Annotated in this window: 20 protein-coding genes; 6 read left to right on the top strand and 14 right to left on the bottom strand. The window is 33.6% G+C overall.

What is annotated here, in order from left to right:
• Window positions 1–20: 20 nt before the first annotated feature.
• Window positions 21–920 carry a hypothetical protein gene (locus tag AACZ49_RS00735; protein WP_339650577.1) on the bottom strand — a complete coding sequence of 300 codons (900 nt, stop codon included), beginning with the start codon at window positions 918–920 and terminating at the stop codon, window positions 21–23.
• A gap of 38 nt (window positions 921–958) precedes the next feature.
• Here AACZ49_RS00735 and AACZ49_RS00730 point away from each other — a divergent pair, with 38 nt between their 5' ends.
• Together AACZ49_RS00730 and AACZ49_RS00725 are read left to right on the top strand one after the other, a co-directional pair.
• Window positions 959–1,669, top strand: a complete 711-nt coding sequence (locus AACZ49_RS00730) for a phosphoribosyltransferase family protein (protein WP_339650574.1) — start codon at window positions 959–961, stop codon at window positions 1,667–1,669.
• Window positions 1,670–1,714: 45 nt separating this feature from the next.
• Entirely contained in the window at window positions 1,715–3,331 is a 1,617-nt protein-coding gene (locus AACZ49_RS00725; protein ID WP_339650572.1) for an Ig-like domain-containing protein, read from the top strand.
• Here the strand turns inward: AACZ49_RS00725 and AACZ49_RS00720 are convergent.
• Together AACZ49_RS00720 and AACZ49_RS00715 are read right to left on the bottom strand one after the other, a co-directional pair.
• A complete protein-coding gene (locus tag AACZ49_RS00720; RefSeq protein ID WP_339650570.1) occupies window positions 3,315–4,100 on the bottom strand; it encodes a nitrilase family protein in 786 nt (261 codons plus the stop codon). The genes AACZ49_RS00725 and AACZ49_RS00720 overlap by 17 nt on opposite strands.
• 8 nt (window positions 4,101–4,108) lie before the next feature.
• Window positions 4,109–4,573: an ankyrin repeat domain-containing protein gene (locus tag AACZ49_RS00715; RefSeq protein WP_339650568.1), complete on the bottom strand. Its 465-nt coding sequence runs from the start codon at window positions 4,571–4,573 to the stop codon at window positions 4,109–4,111.
• Between the two features lie 135 nt (window positions 4,574–4,708).
• Between AACZ49_RS00715 and AACZ49_RS00710 the strand changes: the two genes are divergently transcribed.
• The 3 genes from AACZ49_RS00710 to AACZ49_RS00700 all read left to right on the top strand — a co-directional run bounded on the left by AACZ49_RS00710 (window position 4,709) and on the right by AACZ49_RS00700 (window position 7,941).
• Window positions 4,709–6,904, top strand: coding sequence for a PAS domain-containing protein (locus AACZ49_RS00710; RefSeq protein WP_339650566.1), 2,196 nt, complete (start codon window positions 4,709–4,711; stop codon window positions 6,902–6,904).
• 81 nt (window positions 6,905–6,985) lie between these two features.
• Window positions 6,986–7,321: a response regulator gene (locus tag AACZ49_RS00705; protein ID WP_339650564.1), complete on the top strand. Its 336-nt coding sequence runs from the start codon at window positions 6,986–6,988 to the stop codon at window positions 7,319–7,321.
• Window positions 7,322–7,533: 212 nt separating this feature from the next.
• Complete coding sequence (locus AACZ49_RS00700) at window positions 7,534–7,941, top strand: response regulator (RefSeq protein ID WP_339650561.1); 408 nt, start codon at window positions 7,534–7,536, stop codon at window positions 7,939–7,941.
• Between the two features lie 2 nt (window positions 7,942–7,943).
• Here the strand turns inward: AACZ49_RS00700 and AACZ49_RS00695 are convergent, their stop codons facing one another.
• Both AACZ49_RS00695 and AACZ49_RS00690 read right to left on the bottom strand, forming a co-directional pair.
• On the bottom strand, window positions 7,944–9,314 hold the full coding sequence (locus AACZ49_RS00695) for a DUF5689 domain-containing protein (RefSeq protein WP_339650558.1): 1,371 nt from the start codon (window positions 9,312–9,314) through the stop codon (window positions 7,944–7,946).
• 16 nt (window positions 9,315–9,330) lie between these two features.
• Window positions 9,331–12,072 (bottom strand): TonB-dependent receptor, encoded by a 2,742-nt coding sequence (locus AACZ49_RS00690; protein ID WP_339650556.1) that lies wholly within the window; start codon window positions 12,070–12,072, stop codon window positions 9,331–9,333.
• Between the two features lie 105 nt (window positions 12,073–12,177).
• On the opposite strand from AACZ49_RS00690, the gene AACZ49_RS00685 reads away from it, so the two are divergent.
• Window positions 12,178–13,218, top strand: a complete 1,041-nt coding sequence (locus tag AACZ49_RS00685; RefSeq protein WP_339650555.1) for an endonuclease/exonuclease/phosphatase family protein — start codon at window positions 12,178–12,180, stop codon at window positions 13,216–13,218.
• On the opposite strand, the gene AACZ49_RS00680 is transcribed toward AACZ49_RS00685, so the two are convergent.
• From AACZ49_RS00680 to uvrC, 9 genes are all read right to left on the bottom strand, one after another.
• Window positions 13,215–13,811 (bottom strand): DUF1080 domain-containing protein, encoded by a 597-nt coding sequence (locus tag AACZ49_RS00680; protein WP_339650554.1) that lies wholly within the window; start codon window positions 13,809–13,811, stop codon window positions 13,215–13,217. The two genes, AACZ49_RS00685 and AACZ49_RS00680, sit on opposite strands and share 4 nt — an antisense overlap.
• Before the next feature lie 17 nt (window positions 13,812–13,828).
• A complete protein-coding gene (locus AACZ49_RS00675; RefSeq protein ID WP_339650552.1) occupies window positions 13,829–14,287 on the bottom strand; it encodes a hypothetical protein in 459 nt (152 codons plus the stop codon).
• A 90-nt stretch (window positions 14,288–14,377) separates the two neighbouring features.
• The gene (locus tag AACZ49_RS00670) at window positions 14,378–17,059 is read right to left on the bottom strand and encodes a TonB-dependent receptor (RefSeq protein ID WP_339650550.1); all 2,682 of its coding nucleotides are present in this window, start codon (window positions 17,057–17,059) and stop codon (window positions 14,378–14,380) included.
• A gap of 171 nt (window positions 17,060–17,230) precedes the next feature.
• Window positions 17,231–18,868, bottom strand: coding sequence for a glucose-6-phosphate isomerase (gene pgi, locus AACZ49_RS00665; RefSeq protein ID WP_339650549.1), 1,638 nt, complete (start codon window positions 18,866–18,868; stop codon window positions 17,231–17,233).
• Window positions 18,849–20,150 carry a peptidoglycan DD-metalloendopeptidase family protein gene (locus AACZ49_RS00660; RefSeq protein WP_339650548.1) on the bottom strand — a complete coding sequence of 434 codons (1,302 nt, stop codon included), beginning with the start codon at window positions 20,148–20,150 and terminating at the stop codon, window positions 18,849–18,851. Before AACZ49_RS00660 ends, pgi begins: the two co-directional genes overlap by 20 nt.
• On the bottom strand, window positions 20,150–21,121 hold the full coding sequence (locus AACZ49_RS00655; protein WP_339650547.1) for a tryptophan 2,3-dioxygenase family protein: 972 nt from the start codon (window positions 21,119–21,121) through the stop codon (window positions 20,150–20,152). Before AACZ49_RS00655 ends, AACZ49_RS00660 begins: the two co-directional genes overlap by 1 nt.
• Before the next feature lie 7 nt (window positions 21,122–21,128).
• Window positions 21,129–21,908, bottom strand: a complete 780-nt coding sequence (locus tag AACZ49_RS00650; protein ID WP_339650546.1) for a DUF3108 domain-containing protein — start codon at window positions 21,906–21,908, stop codon at window positions 21,129–21,131.
• A 353-nt stretch (window positions 21,909–22,261) separates the two neighbouring features.
• Window positions 22,262–24,562: a patatin-like phospholipase family protein gene (locus AACZ49_RS00645; protein WP_339650545.1), complete on the bottom strand. Its 2,301-nt coding sequence runs from the start codon at window positions 24,560–24,562 to the stop codon at window positions 22,262–22,264.
• Complete coding sequence (gene uvrC / locus AACZ49_RS00640; RefSeq protein WP_339650543.1) at window positions 24,540–26,333, bottom strand: excinuclease ABC subunit UvrC; 1,794 nt, start codon at window positions 26,331–26,333, stop codon at window positions 24,540–24,542. Before uvrC ends, AACZ49_RS00645 begins: the two co-directional genes overlap by 23 nt.
• Window positions 26,334–26,426 lie beyond the last annotated feature (93 nt).

Genomic DNA, 26,426 nt, shown 5'->3' with positions numbered 1-26,426 from the left:
TTAGCCCAAAAAAAGAATAATTATTTCAATTGAAATTCTGAAGAAGTAATCAATCGTTCGTCCTCAAAGACATTTAAGGTGTAGCTACCTTCCATTAATGAGCCTCCTGGTATGGTAATAGACTCGCATACATAGGTATCCAAACCTGTGAAAACGAACTCCACCCTTTTACTATAAACATTTCCGTTTACGGTAATTGTATTTGCATTATCCTCTATAATTTGTTTGTTAGGGTCTAAAAACTGTAGATATATAATTTTCTCATTATTTACCTCGCTTTTATCGGCCAAAATAGTGACACAGCCTCTTAATTTTTCAATGATAGAAGCCTTGTTGGTCTTCGTAGGCTTTGTGTTTCTAATAAGTCTAAAACCACTACCTTCTGCATTGTCCATCTTTAAGTAGCTCTTCGTTTTTAATTTTTGGTTCAACTCAAGGATTTTTCTTCTTTGTAAAGCTTCCGCCTCGGCCAAAGAATTTGAGTTAGCCCTTAATTGCTCTATTTGCTTACGCGACTCATCGTATTTATCGGTAAGAAGCATATTATTATATCGAAGAAAATTATTTTTCAATATTAAACTATCATTCTTAGATTCTAATCTGCGAAGTTCAGTTTTAAATTCTCGCAGTTTCTGAACAGTAAAATTCAATCTTCCTACTGAATCTAAAAGCTCTTGAACCCTATATTTGGAATCTTGAAGTTCAATTTCATTCATTTCGCTTTTAGCAGCCAAACGATCTACATCAGCTTTCATAATGGTAAGGTCCTTTATCAAAATCGCTTTTTCGTCTTCTAAAAAACTTATTTGAGCGTTTGATTGAGCGTAACTGTAGTAGAATGCAATCAAAAGTGCTATAATAACCGCTACAAATGCTGCGAGTATTATTTTATAATTGAATTTGTTATCTTGACGGTCCATTTAATACGTGGGCTGTAGGTTAATTTAATCTGTAAGATTTGACACAAAACAGAATTTCAAATATACTAAAGGATGTTTCCAACATACTGTTGCCCATATCATGTTTTGGATGTAATGCTCGATTATATAGAGGAGAGGTCTTTCTATGCACATCTTGTCGACATCAATTACCTCTTACCGAGTATAACTTTAACGAAGAAAATGCCGTTGACCGTATTTTTTATGGTCGAATTAACATTAAAAAGGCAAATTCATTCTTATTCTTTACCGAAATTGGAATAGTAAAAAACCTGATTCATTTCTTAAAATATAAGAATCAAGAAAGTATTGGGCAATTTTTGGGTGACTTTCATGGACAAATTTTAAAGGAACAAGGCCATTTAAAAACCATCGATTTTGTAATTCCTGTTCCTTTACATAGAAAAAAATTGAGGCAACGCGGCTATAACCAAGTGGCACTTTTTGCTAAACAACTTGCATTACACATTGGCGCCAGTTATGCCGATGATATACTTATAAAAACAGCTAATACGAAAACTCAGACCAAAAAGAACAGACTAAACAGATGGTATGATAACCGTTCTCTGTATGAGATAAATAATAAGCAAATACTTAAAAATAAAAGCATATTATTAGTTGATGATGTAATTACCACAGGAGCTACAATGGAGATTTGTGCAAATACCTTCAAAGACATTGAAGATATCACTATCTATATTTCGAGTATGGCCGTTGTACCAAACACATAGTTTTCTATAAAATATGTTGTTTCTTTGTGATTGATAATCGCACTTATGAGTAGAAAGATTCTTGGATTTATATTTGTTTTTATCATCGCATTGGTATCATACCAATGTGCTCAAAGAGGTACCCCTACTGGTGGTCCAAAAGATATAGCACCACCAGAATTAGTACGGGCAGAACCACCCAACATGTCCATTAATTTTAAGGACCAAAAAATTAGGCTTTATTTTAATGAATTGGTGAAATTAAAGGATATTCAAAAGCAACTTATTGTATCTCCACCTTTAAAATATACACCGGTTCTTTCCCCACAGGGCAACGCCAATAAATATGTTGAAATTACAATTAAGGATACTTTAGCCGCTAATACTACTTACACTTTAAATTTTGGTCAGGGTATTGTGGACAACAATGAAGAAAATCCGCTTTCATTCTTCACCTACGTGTTTTCAACTGGTAATTATATAGATTCTTTAGAACTAACAGGAGTTATAACCGATGCATTTAATAAAAAAGCTGATGAATTTGTAAGTGTAATGCTTTATAAAATAGACTCGAGCTACACCGATTCTACTCTTTATCAAAAACCACCAAACTATATAACCAATACACTTGACAGTGCGGTAATATTCAAGCTTAAAAATTTAAAAGAAGGTAAATATGCCTTGTTCGCCCTTAAAGATATTGCCGGTAATAATATATTTGATCAGAAGACCGATAAAATTGGCTTTGTAAAAGACACAATAAATTTACCAACAGATTCTATTTATTTATTAAATCTTTTTAAAGAAATACCTGACTATGGCGTTGCTGTTCCTAGCATGGAAGCAAGTAATAAAATTAGTTTTGGATATTATGGCGATGGCTCAGCAATAGCCATTGAAACTATAACTAAATTACCCGATACCGTAAGATCCATAATCACTAAAGAAAGGGAAAAGGACACCTTAAATTTCTGGTTTACCCCTTATAAAATGGATTCTATCCTTTTCGCTATCACCAATGAAAATTTAAAGATTTCTGACACTTTTAATGTAAAAAGCCGAAAAGTTGCTTTAGATTCATTGAAAATATCATTAAGCCAGCAGGGTAATATTGAATTTGATAAACCAATTAATATTTTATCTAACACGCCATTGGTTAGTTTTGATACTACCAAAATTAAACTTACCGACAAAGACACGCTAATTGTAACCAATAATTTAAAGCTAGACACTCTCGAAAATCAATTAAATTTCGATTTTAAAATTCTGCCTAATCAAAGCTATAAAATTGAGCTTTTACCAGGGGCGATTACCGATTTTTTCGAAAACACCAATGATACCTTAGCATATAATCTAAGAACAAAAAGCATTGCAGATTATGGTAATCTTAGCTTAGAACTAAATGGCAATAACATCAAATACCCTATCATTGTTCAACTTACCAATGAAAAGGGTGACTTACAAAGGGAAATTTATGCCTCCCAACAGCAGACCTACACGTTCAATAATATAAACCCTGGCAAGTATATGGCTAGAGTCATATTTGATTCAAATGGAAATCAAAAATGGGATACTGGTAATTTTTTAAAGAAAATACAGCCTGAAAAAGTGAGTTATTACCCTATTCTAATAGAGATGCGTGCCAATTGGGAAAAAATTGAAACCTTTAATCTAATAGATTAAACTGGTCTCGGTCTTCTAAAAAAGGAAGTTTAATACGCAGTTTTTCAATCTCATTTTTGGTTACCTCAACGATTAAAATTTCTTCTTTTTTGGAGAGTGCCATTTCATTACCAAGAGGAGAATACATACTTGTATGGCCAGGATATATGTGCCCTTCATTATCCTCACCTATTCTATTTACTCCAATACAAAATACCATATTCTCAATGGCTCGTGCTTTCAAAAGAACATCCCAAGCATTTATTCTAGGAGCTGGCCAATTAGCTGAATAAAGTAAAATGTCAATATTCTCGGTATTTCTACTCCAAACAGGAAATCGAAGATCATAACATATCAATGGACAAAAATTAAATCCCTTATACGTTACCACTAATCTTTGTTTACCAGACTGGTATTTTTTATGTTCCCCTGCCAATGTAAACGTATGTCTCTTATCGTATGTAAAGGTTTCGCCGTCAGGTTTTACAAAAAAAAGTCGATTAAAATAAGTCTGCTTTTCATTATAAACTATACTACCAATAATTGCGCTTTTTTTTCTAGCAGCTATCTCTTTCATCCAACTTAAGGTTTTAGAACCTTCTTCATTGGCAATATTTTGCGGTGACATCGTAAAACCAGTAGTAAACATTTCTGGCAAAACAATAACATCAATATCCTCATCAATTTGTTCAATTTTTTTACCGAACATCGCTCTATTGGTAATCGGTTTTTCCCAATGTAAAATAGATTGAACGAGGGCTATTCTTAGCGTATTATTCTCATTTTTCATTATAGTTCTTATTCAAGCAAATCAATAAAAGCATTTAAACCTTGGGTTTTGGCATGATCTAAGGCTGTATTACCTCTATTGTCTTTAATAGTTTTATCTGCGCCATTGGCTATTAATAATTTGGCTATCTCAAAACGATTAAATTGCGCGGCATAGATAAGACATGTTGCACCCATTGCATTACGCTCATTTAATTTAGCTTTCTTCTCAATTAAAAGTTTAGCTATATCGGTAAACCCTTTAAAACAAACACCCATTAATGCCGTATTTCCAGAGGCATCTACTGCATCAATTTTAGCTCCATTATCCAACAGCAAAGTCGCTATCTCCATTTCATCATAATAAGTAGCTAAAATCAATGGTGTAGACCCTCGAGCATCTTTACTATTAATAAGTACCGGGTTCTTTTCCAACATAGGTTTAACCTCGTTTAAATTACCTTCTCTAATCGCTTTAAAAAAGAATTCGTTCATAGTTGTAATTATTTTTAAACCTCATACATTTGTTAGAATTCCTATAGAAATTTTAGTTAAAGTATTTTCTTACATACTAACTATTTTTCCTACTTCATGAGGAATATGCACCTTTAAATTTTAAACAGCATCCTATTGAATACATTAATTGTTGACTTTCTCCTAAAAGAGACCCCCACATCCATCGCTATAGTGGATACTAAGTTAAACTTTATTAGTTACTCTAACCAGTGGTTGAGCGATTTTACAGACAACAAAGTCGATATAGAAGGAAAGCATCTCTTCGATGCTATCCCAGAAATGCCAAAAGTTTTTATAACTGCTGTCGAATTAGCGTTGAAAGGCAAAGAAAATATCAATGATGGGCAAAAGTTTATATCATCTTCTGGCCGAGTACAATGGTTAAAATGGAAAGTTTTGCCATTGAAAATTGATGAAAATGTTTTCGGTGGATTAGTGATTTTCTTAGAAGATATAACTACCCATCAAAAGGAAATAGAACTACACAATAAAACAGGATCTGTCGCTCGAACTGGTGGATGGGAGGTTAACCTTCAGACCAATACGGTTTATTGGACCAAAACAACGAGGGAAATTCATGAAGTAGATGAAGATTTTGAGCCCGATTTAGCACAAGGTATCAATTTCTATAAAGAAGGAATTCATAGAGAAAAGATTACGAAATTAGTCGGTTCAGCGATAGAAGAAGGCACACCTTGGGATATCGAATTAGTAATTATCACAGCTAAAGGGAATGAAGTTTGGGTTAGGGCCATAGGTGAGGTAGAAATGCTCGACAATAAGGTAATTCGAATAATAGGAACATTCCAAGATATTGATGTGCGGAAAAAATTGGAGTTGGCACATGAAGAAATCTCTGAACGCCTAAAAATCGCCACACAAACCGCCCAAATAGGTATATGGGAATATGATATTGAAAATAATCAACTGATATGGGATGACAATATGTATCTTCTCTACGGTATTCAAGAAAACGAATTTACTGGAGTGTACGAAGCATGGCAGGCTGGTGTTCACCCATATGATATGGAAAGAGGGAGTTTGGAAATCCAACAAGCCATTTCAGGAGAAAAAGAATTTGACACAGAGTTTCGTGTCATGTGGCCAAACGGGGAAATAAAACATTTAAAGGCTTTTGCTAAAACGATTAAAGATAGTAAAGGAAAAACCGTAAAACTAATAGGAACTAATTGGGATATTACCGAATTAAGAAGTACCGAACTCCAATTAGAAAAAAGTAAAGATTCATTTACTGAAACTTTCAATAACGCTGCAATTGGCATGGCTTTGGTGTCATTGAAAGGTAATTGGATAAAAGTTAATAGCAGCTTATGCAAAAGTTTGGGATATACGGAAAAAGAATTTTTTAAGTTAACCTTTCAAGATATAACCCATCCAGAAGATATTAATGCCGATTTAAAGCTTCTAAGCGAGGTAATCGAAGGCAAAAGAGAAAGTTACCAATTAGAGAAAAGATATATTCATAAAAACAGTCAATTGGTCTATGCTATATTAACCGTAACAGTTGTTAGAGAAATTAATGGTGATATTTCACATTTTGTATCACAAGTATTAGATATTACCGAAAGAATTGAAGGTGAAAAGAAACTTGAAACGTTAGTGGAAGTAACAAAAAATCAAAATGAGAGTCTTATGAACTTCGCCCATATCGTTTCACATAATCTACGTTCGCATTCAACAAACATGACAATGCTTGCAAAATTTTTGTTACAAGAAGAAGACGAAGAAGAACTGAAAAATATTAATCGAATGATTTCAGATGCTGCCGAAAGCCTATCTGAAACCATTCTTCATTTAAATGATGTTGTTCAGGTAAAAACAGGAACTTTAGAAAATCTTCAAAGTTCAAGTGTATTAAATACTATTGAACATATTAAAAAAAGTATTGGTGGCTTATTAGAGGAGCAAGATGCAATTGTAAAAATTAATATTGAAAAATCCCATTTCGTAAATGCCATACCTTCCTACTTAGAAAGTATATTTTTAAATATTCTTACAAATGCAATAAAATATAGTTCGCCAGACCGTATCCCAGTTATTGAAATAAAATCGAAGATTCAAAAGGAAACTGTACTAATAACCTTTAAAGATAATGGGCAAGGAATCGATTTAAATAGGCATGGCGATAAAATATTCGGTATGTATAAAACATTTCATAAACATAAAGATGCTAAAGGTATCGGTTTATTCATCACAAAAAATCAAATAGAAGCTATGGGTGGAAGCATTAAAATAGAAAGTGCTGTAGACCAAGGCACCACTATTTTCATAGAATTAAAAAAAAGCTAAAAACAAATTTATTATGAAGAAGAATGTACCAGTCTGCTGTATAATAGATGACGATCCTATATATATGGTACCAAAAAAATCATGAAAGAAGTTGAGTTTGCTGAAAATATCATAGTTTATAATAACGGCCAAGAAGCAGTTGACGGACTTAAAGAAATTATTAAGGAAAAAGGAACTTTACCTGATGTGATATTTTTAGATTTGAATATGCCCATTATGAACGGATGGGAATTTTTAGAGGAATATGAAAATTGCAGCTATGATATATCAAAAAAGACCAACATATATATTATTAGTTCTTCAGTTGACCCTAGAGATTTAGAGCGTGTAAAGCAATATAACAAAGTTGATAGTTACATATTAAAACCTATTACCCCAGATGACCTAGGTAAAATTTTTGGCTCGAAAACAAAATAACTTATTTCGCTATTGTTGCAATCTAGCATCTATTAATGTATGTGTCACACCCCATAATTAAATAGAATCATCTTATTTTAGTTAAAAAAAGCCATTGCAAATAATACTATTAATTCACTCCACACCTTACTATTTCCCTATCTTCGCCCTATATTATTTGCCCAATTTACAAACCTAAATCAAAATAAGATTTAATTAAAAATTTATCACAAATGAGCAAATTTCATAGCTGTTGTATCATTGATGATGACGAGTTTTTTTCTATTAGCAGTAAAAGAATTTTAAAAGAATATGACTTTTCTGACAACATCCTATATTATACAGGTGGTCAAGAAGCGCTAGATGGTTTAATTGGCCTTGTAGTTGAAAACATACCATTACCTTGTATAATTTTTCTTGATTTAAATATGCCCCGAAGAGATGGATGGTCTTTTCTTGAGGAGTTTCAAAAACTGCCTGAAGATAAAATAGCACATGTTCAAATTTATATTACCAGTTCTTTCATAAGCCCAGAGCTCATGGAAAAATCAAAAAATTACAGTTTGGTAAAAGATTACATCGTTAAGCCCTTAACTGAAAAAGCTATAAAAAAAATAATTGATTCACAAGAATCGGAGTAGTCCTATCTTACCCCAGGTGTAAAATCTAGAGGTGCATTTTGTGGTAGATTTACAGTACCATTATTACCCGTGTCATTATATATAATCCATTCACTTTCTGTGAAAACCGTGTTTCCTGACATCACCCCTATTATTCTTTCTGCTTTCCCATCTTCAAATTCATGGTTTGTATTACTACCATCTTCCCCAATAACACCAAACATATCTATTACAGTACCGAAAGGGTCTATTAAAGCAATATTATCATCGCCATTAGAATCTGCAGGTGAATTTGTACCCGCCGCAATTGTTGGTAAAAATCCAAATACATTTTCAAATTCTAAAGCATTTGGTGATATTACTATTAGTCCGTTTCCGTCAATGCTATAGTCAGATAAATCGACTGTTGAGCTAACCTCAAGACTTGCATTCGTATATCGAACTAAGTTCCATCCTTTTAACGATATAGATTCATTAGAAGAATTATATAATTCTAAAAACCTAGCACCGGAATTATTATCAGGATCAGCAATTTCAGAGATAAGAATAGAGGTCGATGTAAACTCATCTATCAACTCTTCACAGCGTTCTAGTTTAAAATCTAAATCATCTACAGTTCTAATGATTAATTGAAACTCATTTTTATCCATCGTTAACACACCGGTTGCCGCACCCATTTTATCTGGAATAATTTGAGCTTGAAAATCAGAATAGCCACTATTCATTAGTTTTAACTCATTATCATCACAATCAACTAAAGTTCTTTGCGTCTCTTCTTTTTCAACTGAAAAACTTTGACCTATTTCATCTCCTTTTAGCTCAACATTATCTATACGCACCAATGTATTGACCATACTTTCATTTAACTCCAAAATAGAAACCGACCTTGGTGATATTTTCTCAATTGGATCACAGGACAATAAAATATGATTAAAAACTACACTGTTAGGCAACCTACCTACACTACGATTTCCGAAAGAAGTAAATACACCTCCTATTTTAAACAAACCGTTTGTTTGACCTATATACAGGCCTTTTAATTTTATAAAAACAGACTGGCCAATATCAAAAAATAAATGCGAATCTCTTAATTCCAATTCTATCTGCAAACCTTCGGTAGCACCTCTCGATGCGTCTTGAAAATGAAGTATATTGAAAAAATTACCAGATTTATCAGAAGAAACAACATACCCTTTTATAACCCAATCTTCTTGTATCTGAACAGTTTGGCCATTATACAATCTTTTAAGCTCTGAAACACTTACGACACTAAAATCCTCATCAGAACAAACTAATTCAGGCTCTTCAAAGTCCTTATTTTTTACACATGCACTAGTCAATAGCAGAATGCATAAAAAATTGATATTAAATAAATTATTGCTTTTAAAAATCATCTTGATCACATCATATTTAGAAACTAAATGCCATATTTAAAAAATAGGTCCTACCAAATCCGTACCAATATTTTGGAGCAAAGGATGGGTTACCGCTAAAATTATCTTGCTTCAATTGTCCATAATTGCCATTTCTGCTTTGTTCATACCCACCAGTTCTAAAGGCTGTATCAAAGACATTGTTGACACTTGCAAAGACACTAAAATATTTCCCCTTCTTTAACCAAGACTTACCTCCAACTAGATTTAATAAATAGAAATTATCTAACCGATTTTGTTTTAAAAGCTTTTGAACATTTTCATCAGTAGCATCTGGAAATCTTTGTCCCGTTTCTGGATTTATTAAAAAACTTTTGGTTCTGGTTATTGTAGAAATGTTTGCATAATTATTGGCTAAGTAATTCGCGGTCATGCTTACCCACCAATATTTTGGATCCCTATATTCAATACCTACAGCAATTGCTTTTTGCGGCCCTTGAGCCAATTTATATCCTTTAATAGCAGATTGACCTAAAAACTTTGAACCAGAAACATCAATTAAATCTTCGGTCGCCCCTGCAGTATCAAAGTTAATTGTTACGAAAGGGTCGCTAGCATAAAGATACTTTGCAACCGAAGTAACCAATGATAATTTTACAGCGCTCGATAATTGATATTCTAAGCCTAGTTCAATACCTAAATGCAATTTATCTAAATCGGTCAATACCTCTTGCACAAAATCTGAACCTATACCAGAATCAACGAAAAAGAAATTTACATCAGTAACATCTTGAAATCGGGTATAAAAACCTGTTAGCCTTCCTGTAAGTTTTGGCATTCTCAAAAAATAATTAGTATCTACACTTGTAATCTTTTCACTTTGCAGATTAGGCACAATAGCATTATTTTCCCTAGGATTTATAAAAACATTTTGAAGTGCCGGAGCCCTATTAATATATGCTGCATTAGCAGTAACCCAGTGTCTTCCCGTTATATTATATGTGATTCCTGATTTAAATGACCAATTCGAAAATCGTATTCGTTCACTTTCACCGTATGAATTGTCTAAAAAGCGTTCATTCATAAACAATCCATTTCTTTGATAATTTACATAACCGTATTTACCAGAAATAAATGCATTTATTTTATTATAGTTTAAATTTAGTTGGGTATACATGTCTGTCATATTCCCTTCAAAATCATATTTATAATTAAAAATGTCACCTTTCTTTTTATTGACATCTCCATCGATATCGTTAAGCGTTTCAGAAAATGTGTCGATATCTCGATGAAATTCAGCGCCTATCAAATCGTCGATTAGAGCATAATTTTTAGACATTAAATGTTTGTAGGTTATTCCAAAATCAACTCTTAAATGGCTATTAATATCTATGTTACTATTTACCCTAGCCGTAAGCTGATTGTCTTTTGTCGTATCATCATACAAAACATAAGCGGCTTCACCTTCTTGGCCTAAACTGGTATTAGCCTTAAATATATTATTCCAATTCATTTGCGGATTTTGAATAAAACCTTCTTCAGCTAAAACTGCACTTTCAAAATTTGCCCCAATTGGACTATTTAAATAAAAACTTGGCAAATATCTATAGTAGGTAGGATCAGGATTTGGAGCATTAAAATAACCCAACCTACTTCTTTTGTAAATACCGGTTTGGTAAGCTAAACCTACATTTATTACCAATCTATTAGATTCATGATTATAATTCAATAAAAATAGTGGCTCATTTATATTTCGCTCTCTAGAATTTCGAATTTTGTTGTTCTGAAAACCCCAATACGGATTGTACTTATTTCCTTGAATTTGATACACTTCTTCCGTGATTGCTGAAGAACGACCTCTTCTATTCGAAGCTACAATAGCAGTTGCAGATAACGTGTTTTGTTCATTTAGTAGATATTCAAAAGAGCCGTATACAGAATATGAATCATATAGAGTTCCAGCTATATAACCTTCCTTAGCCCATCTTCTAGAAGCCGAAAGTATATAAGCATATTTTTCCTTTTTAACTCCAGAATTATAAGTTGCCATAAGCCTACCACCATATGTTCTGTTCGATACAGATGATGATAGCCTAGTGCCAGATCGTAACCCTGATGGCCGTAAATCTATATTTGTATTTCCTAGAATACCACCAAAAGTGAAATCTGAAGCACTTAAACCATTAGCGTATTGTTGATTTCTAATTACATCATTTAATCCGCCCCAATTATTCCATTGAGGTCTGCCGTCATACATTTTGTTCATGGATATACCGTTTAGATGTACCTCTCCATATTGTGAATCATATCCTCTTACCCTAAAAAATGCTTGCCCGAAATCAAAAGCTGCCCTATTAAGAAAAATATCCTTAGTAGATTGAAGCAATGCCAATGCATTAGAGTTAACTTCATCATCAAGCAACTCATCATCAGTAATGTTTACCAGATTAATAGTTTTCTCAAAAGTTATATCACGCTCTAAATGTATTGTTCCTAAGTCCAAATCGACACCATCAAGAAAAATAGGTATTCGTTTAGTAACATAATCTTGTGCAGTAATATTTAAAATAAATTGCCCTTTCTTCGAAGTAGTAATACTAAATTCTCCCATATCATTGGTGTCAATTGAAAAGTCACTCCCCTCAACCATTACTTCGGCATTCGTAATTTTTTCCCCATTGGTCATCTCTTCAACAACTCCTATAATAGTAGAAGTGGCCTGAGATTGTAGGGTGCAAATTTTAAACACTACTAATAAAAACAGTAAATGTTTTATCATTTAAAAACTCAACGTATTGTTACTAAGCCATTAAGATACATTTTTAAGAAATAATTAACGTGAAAATTCCGTATACTAGCTAATAATTAAGACATAATGTCCTCGATGAAGCTATATCTGTTCTATTTTCTACTTTTTTCTCAAATCGGTTTAATTGCACAAGAGGCAGCCAGTTATCAAATCAGAACCGTTGCTTTTTACAATTTGGAAAATCTTTTTGACACGAAAAATGACACATTAATTTTTGACGATGACCGTACACCAACAGGTAAAGATCACTGGACGGAAGAACGCTATACAGAAAAAATTGAACAGATGTCCAAAGTTATTTCTGAAATTGGTTCTATAGAAAACAATACAGCTCCTGATATTATTGGTGTTTGTGAAGTTGAAAACTTAAGTGTCCTACAAGACTTGGTCCACCATAGTAATCTAGCACAAACCAATTATGGAATTATTCATTTCGATTCGCCCGATGAACGAGGCATTGATGTGGCGTTATTGTATAAAAAGGATGCTTTTATTCCGATAAATTTTAATAGTCATCGGCTTTTGCTTTTCGATTTAGATGGAAAACGCAATTACACTAGAGACCAACTTATCGTTGAAGGATTATTAGATAACGAAAAAATTTATTTTCTAGTCAACCACTGGCCTTCTAGAAGTGGCGGAGAGGCCAGAAGCAGACCTTATAGGTTAGAAGCCGCTAAACTTAACAAACGTATTATAGACTCCGTAAGAAGGCAAGATATCTATGCTAAGATCATTAGCATGGGTGATTTTAATGATGACCCTGTAGACCCAAGTTTTAAAAAAATATTAAACGTACAGAAAAACTATAAAAATCTAGATTCTCTAAGTCTTTACGGGCCGATGGAAAAGCTTTTTAGAAAAGGAAAAGGTTCTTTGGCATATCGCGATAAGTGGAATCTTTTTGACCAATTGTATTTGACATCTAGCCTTTTAGATAAAGAAAAACAAAGATATAATTATTGGAAAGCAGGCATATTTACACCTAGTTATTTAATGGACCCAAAAGGAAAATATAAAGGCTACCCATTACGCACCTATGCAGGAGGTAGCTATATTGGTGGATATAGCGACCATTTTCCCGTCTTTCTTCATTTAATTAAAAAAGTAGATTAATCTAATTCTTCTATTTGGATATTTTTCCACTTTACTTTTATACCACCACCAGAATGTATTTGTAATAAAATAGCTCCTTCTCCTTTCCCAATAAGCCTATCCTTTAAAGAAACCATTTCGACACCATTTACCCAAGAGGTGACTACTTTGCCTTCCACTTTAATTTTCATATGGTTCCATTCACCAAACTTTAATGCCTTGTCTTTATCTAGTGTAGGTTTAATCAACCATTGTCTCCCATAAGATTCGTAAATACCGCCGGTAAACGCGCCAGGAGGAGCAACCTCTACCTGCCAACCACTAACTGTCGTGCCATCTACTGTTGACCTAATAAAAACACCGCTATTACCATCTGCTTCTTGTTTAAAATCTAGGTCAAGAATGAAGTTTTTATACTGCTTGTCTGTACCCAAATATCCATATTCTGCGTCAGGACCGCTTTCACAAATTAAAAGCCCATCTTCTACATACCACTTTTCAGTGCCATAAACCGTCCAACCTTCCAAATTTTCACCATTAAACAATTCTTGTTTTTGAGCTAATAATGAGGAACTAAATAATAGCACCAATAATGTAGATGTAATTTTATTCATTGATAAATTTTAATTGATTAATTAAACCATTGTCCCCAAGGTATTCTACTTAATATAAGCACCAAGCCAATTCCGTAGAAAATAGCGATACTTTTAAATTTTTTATCTCCTTCCACAAACTTCTTGTGTCTAGACCAACCTATAGTTATTGAAACGATTGCTAAAATATTAATGAATGGATGCTCTACGGCAAGTAAGCGAGCTACCGATGTTAAACCTCCCATTCCGAATTCTTGGATAGCGCTTAAACCACTAGGCGAAACAAAATAAAGCAACAAACCAACTAATAATTGAATATGGCACAAAATCAAAGCAAAAAGACTTAATCTTAAATCTTTACCCATATTAAAAATTCGTTTACTCATTAAACCAGTTATTGCATTTGCAACAGCTAAAATCAATACCGCTAATACGATATAGGCCAAATAAGAGTGTAAAGAGTGTACCCAAGTATATGCTAATCCTGTTTCTTCCATAATTTCATTTATTTAGATTTAAAAATAGTGAATTTTGAGCATAAAAAAGCCCTGCCAATTGGCAGGGCTTTTTTATGCTACACTTTTTTTTTAAAATTCGTAACGTAAAGTAACGTTCCAAGTTCTACCCCAACCAAAGTAACCTTGGTTAGAAACTGCGATTCCATCATATAACGTATCACCAGCTTCTGCAAAATTTGAAGTAGTTAAACTTGATAAATATTCAGTATCAAAAAGATTGTTAATGTTACCTCTTATTTTCAATTGTTTTAATTTATCAACTCCTAAAGGAACTTTAAAAGTAAGACCAGCATCTAATAAATTGTATGAAGGTAATTTTAAATTTTCTTTAATTGCACCAACATCAGAATACAGATTGTCATAGTATCTCCAATCAGAATCCAATGAAAAGTTTTTACTTATTTTATATGCAAAACCTAAACCACCAGATAATTGTGCGGCACCACCAACTTTTCCACCGTCGTAATCAACAGTTTCTAAGCTAGATACATTACGGTCATCATCAGATATCTGAGTTACCGCTTCGCCTTGGTATACCCAATCTCCTACAGAAAGAAATCCATTAAATGACAACTCATTAGTTGGTCTAAGTTTAAAGTCTAATTCTACCCCTGAATGCAATTGCTCAGTACCAAAATTTGTAGTAAATGTTAATACATCATCAACAACATTAGAACTAGACACAACTCTATCTTTCCAAGAAGTTCTGTATAAGTTAATGTTAGCAGAGAAAACTGAGCTTGTAAATCCATAACCCGCTTCTAAACCTAAAATTTTTTCATTTTCAGTTAAAGGATTTACTTGGTTTGTAAAGTTCAAGTAAATATTATCATGATATGGTTGACGGCTATAGTAACCTGCATTGGCATAAAATCTATGGGCATCTGATGCCTTATAGCTTAAACCAGTTTTTACATTATATCCTATATTATTTACTTTTTCTGAATCAGTACCAGGAGTAATACCTGCAGGAATAGGTTCATCGGTACCTTGACTAGATGTACCATCAATTAATGCTTGGTCAGCATATTGAAAGAAATCAAACCTCTGGTGGTATTGATTAGAAACCGATCCTTGAAAGAATGCAGAAAAGTTATCTTTTGCATATTCTAATTGAGTAAATAAGCCACCATAAGAAATACGCTCATCATTACTATAGGCTATTTTTTGATCTTCAGGATATGTATTAAAAGCTGCAGCCCAACCAGAAGGTCTAAAGCTTTCTGTTGCCAATACATTCTTGTACGTACCAAAAGTACCGTATCTCTCGTGATTATTATTTTGATCTCTTAAACGAACCGTTTCTGCCCAAGAATCAAGACCATGAAAATCTGAAACCACTCTGAAGTGTTTACCGTAATACGTTCTTAAATCGAAACCAACATTCCAAGAAAGATCATCCGTAAGTTTTGTTTCGAAGTTTGAAATTAAACCGTACCAGTTGTGTAAATTCATTGAAGAACGAGTAACATAACCGCCACCTGCTGTAAAATAACCACCTGCTCCATTTTCAATTGCACCATTCGCCGCATAAATAGCATCGTAATCTATACGACCCTCAGCAGTTCTGATTCTGTTACCACGATCACCAGTACCACCCCCGTTACCCCAAGATGCATATAATACTGTAGAAAGGTTAGATTTTTCGCTAATAGTCCAATCCCAGTTCAAGTTTGCAACCGGTTTGTGGTAAAAGTTTCTTCTCTCTGTTTTGTACTGACCATTGTAAGTACCCCAGTTATTGTTGTAACGTAAACCATATTGCTGATAATCGGCAATAGATTTAGTAAAGTTTTGATCGTGAAACTGTGGCGCTCCAGTCAGCAAAAAGTTAAAACCGTGATTATCATTAGGTCGGTAACCTGCAGAAATAAAGTATGTTTGACCTTCACCGTAGTTACCTTCATTATAACCATCTCCTTGCCAGTGTGAAAGCATCACACTTAATCCAAACCCTTTTTCAGAAACACCAGTGTTATAACCAGCAGTAGTTTTTATGTAATTGTTATTAGCAATTGTCGCATAACCAAAACCACCTTCATTCATTTCAGTTGCTTTGGTAACGAAGTTAACTGTACCACCAACAGATGAAATGGCTAATTTAGAAGAACCAAGACCACGTTGAATCTGAACTCCACTAGCAATATCATTTAAACCAGACCAGTTAGACCAGTACATTTTACCGTCTTCCATACCGTTAATCGGCTGACCATTTAAAAGGAAAGCGGTGTTATCTTGTTCAAAACCGCGCACTCTAATGTCTGAATCACCATAACCACCAGCTTGGCCAGATACATAAACCGATGGTGTGTTCACCATAGTCATCGTAATATCTTGTGTACCGATTTTCTCTTGAATAATTTCAACAGGAATTGATGAAACAGCTATAGGTGTTTGTCTATCACTAGCAAGGTCAATAATACCCCTACCAACAACAACAACACCCTCTAACTCTTCAGCGTTAGGCTCTAAAACAATTGAACCAATATTACCTGAAGCAGTAAAAGAAATTTGTTTAGAATCAAAGCCAATGTAAGACACTACCAAAGTTCCATTTGCTGAACTTACATTTATTGTGAAATTTCCATCAAAATCAGATGAAGTACCATTTGTGGTACCTTTTACCATTACCGTTGCACCAGGTAAAGGTGAGTTAGTATCACCATCCAACACAGTCCCAGTAATAGTCCCTTGCGAAAAAGCAGTTACGGTCATAAAAAATACCGCAATTGCAAAGTACATTTTTTTCATTTTTTTAAGTATTTGTTAGTTTTTTAACTTGCCGCAAAAGTCATTTAAATTTTAACCTTTAACGTTAAGACAACGTTAAATCAGCACTGCAAAAATACTTGAAAAAATGATCAAAAAGAACTGTAAATGAATCAGTTATAAATTTTTCAAAGAACTTATGAATTGTCTAAATTATTTCTTAAAATATTGCAGAAGTCTTAACGTTGAGTTGTCATGTGCTGAGATTTCTGAATTTTCAATATCATTGAGAATAGTGCCCGCTAGTTGTTTACCTAACTCTACCCCCCATTGATCATAACTAAAAATGTTCCAAATTACGCCTTGCACAAATATTTTATGTTCATAAAAGGCAATTAATGAACCTAAACTTCGTGGTGTCAATTTATTTATTAGCATTGTATTGGTGGGCTTATTCCCAGCAAAAGCCTTAAATGGTGCAAGGTTATCAATTTCTTTTTGCTCCACATTTTTAGCTTCTAGTTCGGAAATTACTTCTGCCATAGTTTTCCCATTCATAAGAGCTTCCGATTGCGCAAAATAATTTGCCATCAATTTATTATGATGGTCCTTATCTCCATGCAGTGAGTGTTTAAACCCAATAAAGTCGGTAGGTATTAATTTAGTGCCTTGGTGTATTAGTTGAAAAAATGCATGTTGCGAATTTGTACCTGGCTCACCCCATATTATGGTACCAGTTTCATAACCGACAACATTACCCGCGCGGTCAACACTTTTACCATTACTTTCCATAATACCTTGTTGTAAATAAGCAGAAAATCTACTTAAGTATTGTGCGTAAGGAATTATTGCTTCGGTCTCTGCGCCATAAAAATTATTATACCATACACTTAACAATGCCATAACAACAGGAATATTTTCTGAAAATATCTCTTCTTTGAAATGTACATCAGCCTCATTCGCACCCCTCAATAAATCATCAAAATTATCATAACCAATCGACAAAGCAATTGTCAGACCCACAGCACTCCATAATGAAAATCTACCTCCAACCCAATCCCACATAGGAAAAACGTTTGCTGCATCTATTCCAAATTCAGCTATTTTTTCACTATTCGTTGATACCGCCGCAAAATGTTTGGCAATATCATCTTGCGTCGCGTACTTTAAAAACCACTTTTTAATAGTGGTAGCATTACTTAAAGTTTCTTGCGTAGTGAACGTTTTAGACACTACAATAAATAACGTTGTTTCTGGATCTAAGGTTTTTAAAACTTCATGAACATGATCACCATCTACATTACTTACAAAATGAATTGATAAATGATTTTTATAAAACTTTAAAGCTTCTGTCACCATAGCCGGCCCAAGATCCGAACCGCCAATACCGATATTTACGACATCGGTAAATGTTTTACCCGTGTATCCTTTCAGTTCGCCATGAATAACCTTATCGGTGAATTCTTCAATATGTTTCTTAACCTCATATACCTCTGGCATAACATTGACTCCATCTACCAAAACTTTGTCAGATATTTTAGCCCGTAATGCCGTATGTAAAACAGCCCTACCTTCGGTTTCATTTATGATGTCACCATCATAATAAGCATCAATAGCGCCTTTTAAATTAACCTCTTCTGCCAATTGAAACAACAACTGCATAGTTTCTGTGGAAATTCTATTCTTGGAATAATCAAAAAGAAAATCGTTCCATTGCAAGGTAAACTTTTCCGCTCTTTTTGCATCCGAAGAAAAAAGATCTCTTAAATGTATTTCTTTTGTTTCTTTATAATGAGTAGTCAGTTTTTTCCAAACCTCAGTTTGCGTTGGATTAGTTTTGTTTAATGCCATCTTCTTGATTAAGTGTTAGTAAATCTTCTTCCTCTTCTAACAAAACCTTAGGGTATATAATACAATCTAACTGTTCTTTTAAAGGGGATATATAAGCAAAATATTCTTCTCTTAATGTTTCATGCAAAGGTTCTGCTTGTGGTAGTTCTTCTCTTAAAGGATCAACTTGTTTTCCATTTTTCCAAAAACGATAACAAACATGAGGGCCTGCCGTACTGCCAGTCATTCCAATCCAACCAATAACATCACCTTGGCGAACAAACTCACCTTTTTTAACCTTTTGAGCTTTCATGTGCAAGTATTGTGTCGCATATGTACCATTATGCCTAATCTTAACGTACTTACCATTACCCCCTCGTCGAGTTGATTCTATAACCGTTCCGTCTGCGGTAGCCATTATAGGTGTACCAATGGGTGCTGCATAATCTGTTCCTTTATGTGGCCTTATTTTGAAACCGTAATGCTTTATTCTTCTTTTAAGATTATATCTAGAAGATAATCTACCATATTCTACCGGCATTCTTAAAAATGTTCTTCTTAAATTATTCGCATCTTCATCAAAATAATCTACAATACTTTTTAACGAATCATTCTCATATGCAAATGCATAAATCGGCTTTCCATTATGCTCAAAAAAAGCCGCTTCTATTGGTTCTGCTCCGGCATAAATTGTATCGTTAATATACTTTTCATTATAGATTACCTTGAATTTATCTTTCTTTTGTAACCTTGAAAAATCTATCGTCCAGGCATATACATTCGCTAAATTATGGGTTACGTTATAATCTATTCCCTGATCTAAAATCGCTTCCGATAAACTGGTTTCAATAACACCAGACACTTCTCGGCGTACGTATTTCACCTTTCGTTTATCCGTATAAACTTTTACGCTATCTCTCATATCAATGACCGTATAATTAATAGGGTCGTTTTCATAGATGAATATTTGAGCTTGCGCAATTGTATCCTTAGATTTTAAAATGGCATATGGCTTACCCACTCGAATTTTACGAACGTCGAACGTGTCTCTATAATTCTCTGATATAGCTGCTATTTTTGGGTAAGCAACTTTGTTTTGCATCATTAATTCCCCAAAACTATCTCCATATTTTATAGTATCTAATTGAACATTAAATTCATTAAGATTAAAGCCAAATTGTTCATTAATTACCTCAACTTCTGACACACTAATTTCTTGTGCAATGTCATTTTTCTGCTTTACATCATCTTTACAAGATGCCAAAACAGTTAATGCCAATATTATGCCCCAATATTTCTGCATTACTTCATTTTTGATTTATCTGGATTTAACATATGGTCAACCCACTGCTTACCCCAATTATTTAATTCTTTTTCTGTATGCAATACTGGAAAGAATACAATTTTCTGAAAACTAGGTGGCAAATATTCTTTCCAGTTTGTGCCTCCAGTTGCTTCTATATCACCAGACTCTCTTCTTAAGTATCTATGAGCAGAACCCATGTGCATTAATTGCCAATTGATATTTGCATTTATATCTAAGGTTTTTAATCCTTCAACCAATGACTCATTTTGTTTTAAGTTACTAGGTAAACTTAAATATTTGTGATAGATAGTTGTATTTTTTACTTGCTTTGCTATTCTAATCAATCTAGGTGTATACCTATACTCAAACTGCTTTAAGGTGAGTGTCTTTTCGCCAGTACTAATATCGGTAGCTCCTTTTTTCCAATATATATGCTCATACAACTCTTCAACTGTACTTTCTGAAGAGTATTGATTTCGTTCAGACACATGAACCAAATTTTCTAAAGGTGTAGCGTAAATTTCAATCATTCTAAACTGTGCAGATTGAAAACCGCTTGAAGGAAGCAAAGCCATACGATATTGCAAAAACTGCTCACGCTCCATTCCCTTAATCATAACACCAAAGGAGGATATTAGCACGGTATAATAACTATTAATTCTTCTTACTTTCTCAATAAAAAAATCAAGATTACCACTTTTATCATCTACCAATTGCTTTTGCTCATGTAGAATCAATTTAAAATAGAGTTCGGTAATTTGGTGATACATGATAAAGATCTCTTCATCGGGAAAATGTGTTCGGGGTACTTGTAAGCTTAAAAGGGTATCTAAATGAATATAATCCCAATATGTTAAATAACGCTGATGTAATAAGCCGTCTAAATAAGAGCTAAGATCTTGCCCAGAATCCTTATATTTTTCTTCAAGTTTAGATATTTGGGATTGAATCTTCTCCTTATCTTCCATTTATCGGCTAATCCATTATAATTTTAAACTGATGCTTTAGTCCATTATACCCATCTATATCAGCTTTTATTGCCCCTACTGCTAAATCTGCCTTAATCCTTATCGGTATTCTATTTTCGTCATTAGAAACCCATAACGACAAACTTTCCTGCTCTTTGAATACACGCCCAGATTGAACTAAAGGCCTAAATTTCAAACATTCTACCTTTCCATATTTTGTATTGATAACTTCCTTACCTAGATACTTAAGTTTAAAGTTAAAAACACCATCATCGTCATAAAGCATTTTCAGGGTAATTGCTTTCCCCACTTCAAGGTCTTCCGTTTTATAGTTATTCCTCAAGAAGTAAAAAGCAGATATTAAATCTTGTATATTGTCCTGTAATGTAAAATTAAGCTTTTTCTTGTTTTTTTTATCATTAAGTTCAGCTTTCGACTGCTTATAGTCAAAGTTTATTTCAATGTCTTTTGTATAGCCGCCTTCATCAATTTTTCGAACAAATCGATATGGTTTTCCGTCATTTTTATCAAAGTAGCTTTCGTAAGTGTCATCTACCTTAAAAAACCAACTGGCGATACCAGTAGTTTCACCATGCCCAACAACATGATAAACTGGCTTTTCATTCATGGTAGCTGAATTAACTTGCAACGTGGCGTAGCTAGCATTCAAAAAACCATAATGCATTCTATATTTTAACCACTCCCCCACATTAAAAGCAGAATTTTCATTTTGACTTTGAGCAACGAAAAAAGAAAAAAGAAATACTAGTATTATAGATTTTCGCATAGTCTTCAAATTATAGTAAAAGTAATAATTGATAGTTTTCTATTACTACTTTTACTATATCTTAAACAAAATTTATTCCAAAGTATTGCATAAAAAAAGCCCAGTGTAAAAACTGGGCTTTTCCTAAATAACCAACCAAACTTTAAATTATGAAAAACCACTACTTAAAGTTGTAAGGGAACCACCCCTTAGCTGATGTAAATTTAAGACACAATATTATACCTAACCTACGGTTTAACTTACTTTAATGATAACCTTAACAGTTATTCACACTTCACTCTAATATTTAGGAAATTATTAAGAATAAAGGAAGTTAAGACGACTTATAATGAGTCTCAAATCTAATTTAGACCCTAGAACCAATAACCTACACTTACGAAAAACTGTGATCTTTCAGTTTCTGGTGACCAAGAGTACAAAAGATTAACCGGACCTAAAAATGATTCCCAACCATAGCCAACTCCATAACCCGAATATGTTGGTGCTTTGAACCAATCTCCTGTTCTAAAAAGGTCATCATCTACATTGGCAAAATTAGCGGTGAACATTACATGATTTTTTTTAACGAACTCAAAATCCAATCTTGCATATGCCTTAACAAAACTATTACCTGGTAGGCTTAGAAAATCATAGCCAACGAAGGGTTTGAAATTATTTATAAAATCAGTGCCATAACCGCCTAGAACGAAATCATATGTTGTAACATTAGAGGTACCCAATTTAAAACCCCCTTCAGTTTCTAGATTTAAGGATAGACTTTTAACTAAAGGAAAGGCCAAACCAATTCTAGCTTTGGAAATAGAAAAATCTTTAAAGTTATTATTGAAATCGGAGGATAAAACATAATAATGCATATCACCGTTAAAATACAAGCCTCTTGATGGAAAATACTTATCATCATACGTATCTAACTTTAAAGCCCCATATGCACTTACATAATTACTTTTTTCAAAATATGTTCGTCCATTATCTGTGGTAGTATTTATGGTCAGGTTAGCATCGGGGATATCACTAAAAGTTCTAGTACTGTATTGCAAATATTTAAACTCAGCACCTAAAGCAAAAGCAAACTCCTCTTTTATAACAGTTTGAATATATAACTGATTAGTAAAATCGGATACAGCAAGGTTAATCGTATTAATTCTTGAACTTGGAGTAACATCGAAATTGTCTCCTATAAGGTCAAAATCAATCTCCTGTTCAAAATCATTGAACCTAGAATTAACTCCAAAACTCCAATACGAACCTTTATCTACATAATATTCAAAATTGTACCTAATATTATCACCTAAAATTAAATCAAAAGACGCTACATCATCCTTAGATAATATTCTACGTTTGGTAAGATTAATTATGACTGCACTTTTATACAAATCATCAAAATGAGCTCCTAATCTTAAAAAAGAAGTGTTAGGAGTTTCATCTAAGGGTAAAATTAAATCCTCACCACCATTGGTATTATTTAATAATTTATATCTAATAGTTTTAAAGTTACCGGTAGCGGCCAAATTACCAATGCCTTGCTGTAATCTCTTAAAACTTATAGGTTCATCTAAATTAAACCTTAGTTTCCCTTTTACATATCCTCTAGTATAACTTGTGTTGCCATCAATCAACAATCTGTTTACCGTTAGCTGCTGATCAGAATCGACGGCAGGTATTGAGGTTTTATACTTCTTAGATTTTGTCATCAATTCTCTAAGCTCATCTATTTTTAAATTTGCAGCATCTTCCCCTGTTTGTATAATTGCATTTAATTTATTGAATTCAATAACAGAATATTTTTCTATTTGTGGCTTTATATAGACGTCGGTTTTTGCAGATTTTATCTTCATATCTGCCACCGTTCTATAGTTATTAATCTGCAATAAGATTTCTGTAGCAGACAAAAGCGCCTCCCTTTCAGATAAATCATGCTGTACATCTACACCAATTATAATATCTGCACCCATAGCCAGAACCTCATCAATTGGATAATTATTTACCACGCCACCATCTATTAAAACCTTATCGTTTATTACTGAAGGCTCAAATAGTGACGGCAATGTACCACTGGCCAAAATTGCCTCTGGCAAATAACCAGAATCTAAAACAACCTGTTTACCCGTTTCTATATCGGTAGCCACGCAAACAAACGGAGTGGGTAATTTATCAAAGTCTTCAATATCTTTCACGTGATACAAAAGTCTAACCAATTCATTATAGATATTTTGCCCACCTGAGTATGCAGGTGGAACGGAAACCTTAAAATTATTGAAAGGCAAGGTTAAGGAATACCGCTCAGAGTCCTCTTTTTCATAAAATGTTTTAGCACTTCTTGGAAGGTTATCTTGAATAAGGGTTCCGAAATTTGTTGCATTAAACATGGAGTCTAACTCGGCAGCCGTATACCCCGAAGCATATAAAGCACCAACTATTGCCCCCATACTTGACCCTCCAATATAATCTAATTCTATACCCGCCTCCTCAATTACTTTCAACGCTCCAATGTGCGCCATTCCTTTTGCTCCACCTCCGCTTAGCACCAAACCTATCTTTGGTCTTTTTGTATCAAAATCTGTCTGCGCAAATAAGCATAAAAAGTTAAGCAACAATACTGTCCCTAACATTACTATTCTAATCAAATTGAAACTATTCTTTACGAAAAGACTCATATATCTTCTTTGCTTTTGACACTCCAACTTCTTGGCTTAAGCTTTCAATTGTAGCTTCTTTTATGCGTTTAACAGATTTAAATTTTTTCAATAATTGTTGCACTGTTTTTTCACCTATCCCACCTATACCCTCTAACTCAGAATTAATTGCACCCTTACTTCTTTTATTTCTATGAAAGGTTATACCAAACCTATGCGCTTCATTTCTTAAAAATTGTATAATTTTTAAACTTTCTGACTTTTTATCTAAATAAAGCGGAATCGAATCTTCTGGAAAATAGATTTCCTCTAAACGTTTCGCAATTCCTATTATAGCAATTTTTCCTCTTAACCCTAAAATATCAAGACTTTTTAACGCAGAAGACAATTGCCCTTTTCCGCCATCAATGACGATAAGCTGAGGAAATGGCTGCATTTCTTCTTGCAACCTCTTATACCTACGGTAAACAACCTCTTCCATTGAAGCAAAATCGTCTGGCCCAGTTACCGTTTTTATATTATAATGTCTGTACTCTTTTTTAGAAGGCTTACCATCTTTAAAAACAACACATGCCGCTACCGGATTGCTCCCTTGAATATTACTGTTGTCGAAACATTCTATATGCCTTGGTTCTGCAGATAACCTTAAATCCTTCATCATTTGAGCCATAATCCTATTTGTATGACGATCAGGATCAATTATCTTAATCTGATTAAAACGATCTTGCCTAAAGAATTTAGCATTACGTTCAGACAAGTCTAAAATACGCTTTTTATCGCCCAATTTCGGCACAGTAACTTTCAACCCTGGGGACACCGCTATTTTAAAAGGAACATATAATTCTTTAGAATCCGACTTAAAACGTTCTCGTATTTCTACTATAGCAAGTTCTAACAAATCTTCATCCTGCTCTTCAAGCTTCTTTTTGATTTCCATAGTGTGCGAACGAATAATAGAGCCATGAGCCAATTGTAAAAAATTTACATAAGCGAAAGAGTTGTCTGAAATTATACTGAATACATCAACATTACTAATCTTAGGATTAACTATAGTTGACTTTACCTGATAGTTTTCTAATACATCTATTTTCTCCTTGATTTTTTGAGCCTCCTCAAATTTCATTTCAGCGGCTAACATTTTCATCTGTGCTTTAAAATAGGTAATTGAAGACTTAAAATTTCCTTTTACAATTTGGCGTATGTCTTCTATTTGTCTGTCATATTCCGCAATAGTTTGATGTCCCTCACATGGGCCTTTACAATTACCTAAATGATATTCTAAGCAAACTTTATACTTACCTATATTTATTTTTTCCGCAGACAAATCATAATTACACGTTCGCAAAGGGTAAACACTCTTTATTAAGTCTAAAAGAATTCTAACCGTTTTCATGCTAGTATACGGACCGTAATATTCTGACCCATCTTTTATAACGCGTCTAGTAGGAAAAAATCTTGGGAAACGTTCATTCTTTAAACAAAGCCACGGATAAGATTTGTCATCCTTTAGCAAGACATTATAACGAGGCCTTAATTCTTTTATTAAATTATTCTCTAGCAATAGGGCATCTGACTCTGTTGGAACAACAATATGCTTTATAGACCTTATTTTTTTAACCAATACCCGAGTTTTACCATACTCATGGTTTTTATTAAAATAAGAGGAAACCCTTTTCTTTAAATTCTTTGCCTTTCCAACATATAAAATACCCTCATTACTATCGTAGAATTGATATACCCCTGGGCTAGAGGGCAATGAGCTCAATTGTATATTTAAGGGGATTCCAGACATAATTCTATACTACTAATTTAGTCTATAAAAATCAGTTTAAATTACACTACAGTACTATAATCAACAACAAAATTCTTTAAACCACACTTGTCA

Origin of the sequence: uncultured Maribacter sp. (assembly GCF_963975365.1) — a bacterium.
In the GTDB taxonomy this organism is placed as follows: Bacteria; Bacteroidota; Bacteroidia; order Flavobacteriales; family Flavobacteriaceae; genus Maribacter.
Note: the sequence above shows the minus strand (reverse complement) of the source record. Positions and strands in the feature narration are given on the sequence as shown.

Bases quoted from the DNA above. Each gene is read 5' to 3' on its own strand.
- AACZ49_RS00735 (WP_339650577.1), bottom strand. From the start codon at position 920: ATGGACCGTCAAGATAACAAATTCAATTATAAAATAATACTCGCAGCA.
- AACZ49_RS00725 (WP_339650572.1), top strand. From the start codon at position 1,715: ATGAGTAGAAAGATTCTTGGATTTATATTTGTTTTTATCATCGCATTG.
- AACZ49_RS00720 (WP_339650570.1), bottom strand. From the start codon at position 4,100: ATGAAAAATGAGAATAATACGCTAAGAATAGCCCTCGTTCAATCTATT.
- AACZ49_RS00715 (WP_339650568.1), bottom strand. From the start codon at position 4,573: ATGAACGAATTCTTTTTTAAAGCGATTAGAGAAGGTAATTTAAACGAG.
- AACZ49_RS00705 (WP_339650564.1), top strand. From the start codon at position 6,986: ATGAAAGAAGTTGAGTTTGCTGAAAATATCATAGTTTATAATAACGGC.
- AACZ49_RS00700 (WP_339650561.1), top strand. From the start codon at position 7,534: ATGAGCAAATTTCATAGCTGTTGTATCATTGATGATGACGAGTTTTTT.
- AACZ49_RS00695 (WP_339650558.1), bottom strand. From the start codon at position 9,314: ATGATTTTTAAAAGCAATAATTTATTTAATATCAATTTTTTATGCATT.
- AACZ49_RS00690 (WP_339650556.1), bottom strand. From the start codon at position 12,072: ATGATAAAACATTTACTGTTTTTATTAGTAGTGTTTAAAATTTGCACC.
- AACZ49_RS00685 (WP_339650555.1), top strand. From the start codon at position 12,178: ATGAAGCTATATCTGTTCTATTTTCTACTTTTTTCTCAAATCGGTTTA.
- AACZ49_RS00680 (WP_339650554.1), bottom strand. From the start codon at position 13,811: ATGAATAAAATTACATCTACATTATTGGTGCTATTATTTAGTTCCTCA.
- AACZ49_RS00675 (WP_339650552.1), bottom strand. From the start codon at position 14,287: ATGGAAGAAACAGGATTAGCATATACTTGGGTACACTCTTTACACTCT.
- AACZ49_RS00670 (WP_339650550.1), bottom strand. From the start codon at position 17,059: ATGAAAAAAATGTACTTTGCAATTGCGGTATTTTTTATGACCGTAACT.
- pgi (WP_339650549.1), bottom strand. From the start codon at position 18,868: ATGGCATTAAACAAAACTAATCCAACGCAAACTGAGGTTTGGAAAAAA.
- AACZ49_RS00660 (WP_339650548.1), bottom strand. From the start codon at position 20,150: ATGCAGAAATATTGGGGCATAATATTGGCATTAACTGTTTTGGCATCT.
- AACZ49_RS00655 (WP_339650547.1), bottom strand. From the start codon at position 21,121: ATGGAAGATAAGGAGAAGATTCAATCCCAAATATCTAAACTTGAAGAA.
- AACZ49_RS00650 (WP_339650546.1), bottom strand. From the start codon at position 21,908: ATGCGAAAATCTATAATACTAGTATTTCTTTTTTCTTTTTTCGTTGCT.
- AACZ49_RS00645 (WP_339650545.1), bottom strand. From the start codon at position 24,562: ATGAGTCTTTTCGTAAAGAATAGTTTCAATTTGATTAGAATAGTAATG.
- uvrC (WP_339650543.1), bottom strand. From the start codon at position 26,333: ATGTCTGGAATCCCCTTAAATATACAATTGAGCTCATTGCCCTCTAGC.